This is a genomic window from Phocaeicola sp. RTP21198st1_B8_RTP21198_201120, from assembly GCF_040929485.1.
Taxonomy (GTDB): domain Bacteria; phylum Bacteroidota; class Bacteroidia; order Bacteroidales; family Bacteroidaceae; genus Phocaeicola; species Phocaeicola dorei.
Window position 1 is genome coordinate 1 of record NZ_JBCOCI010000424.1, and the last position, 689, is coordinate 689.

Genomic DNA, 689 nt, shown 5'->3' on the forward strand with positions numbered 1-689 from the left:
TGCCACCATTCACGGGAAGACAGATGACTCACAACTGTGTTTCTCTTCCGAGGATATGTATCGCCAGATAGAAAGTTACATCGTAGATAACTTCGGTGAAAAGGGGAATTTCCGTTTTGTAATCGCACCGGATGATACTCCGTACGCCTGTACGTGTGCCACCTGCACCGCATTGGGAAATACAGAGAAGAACGCAACTCCCGCCGTTACGGAACTGATCCTCCGCCTGTCGCAGCGTTTCCCCAAACACACGTTCTTTACGACTTCCTACCTGACTACGCAACAAGTCACAGACAAGCAACTTCCGCCTAACGTCGGGGTAATTGTCAGCGCTATCGACTACCCGCTCCGCCGGACAGACGGCAAGGACGAGCAAGACAAGAAATTTGCGGAACAACTCGACAACTGGAAGAAAGTAACGAACAACATCTATATATGGGACTATATCAACAACTTCGACGACTACCTCACTCCTTTCCCCATATTAAAGATAGCCCAGCAAAGACTCCAACTTTTCAAACAACACGGAGCCAGCGGCATATTTTTCAACGGAAGCGGCTACAGCTATTCTTCTTTCGATGAAATGAGGACTTTTGTATTATCAGCCCTTCTTATCAACCCGGAACTTCCGGTTGATGAGTTAATTAAAAGCTATTTCAATCAGGAATACCCGGTATCCAAAAAATGGC

1 protein-coding gene is annotated in these 689 nt (G+C 46.9%); it reads left to right on the top strand.

Translation table 11 applies throughout. The features are described 5' to 3' along the window. The coding region (locus tag AB5935_RS26935; RefSeq protein WP_368327970.1) for a DUF4838 domain-containing protein at positions 1-689 on the top strand (689 nt) is incomplete at both ends.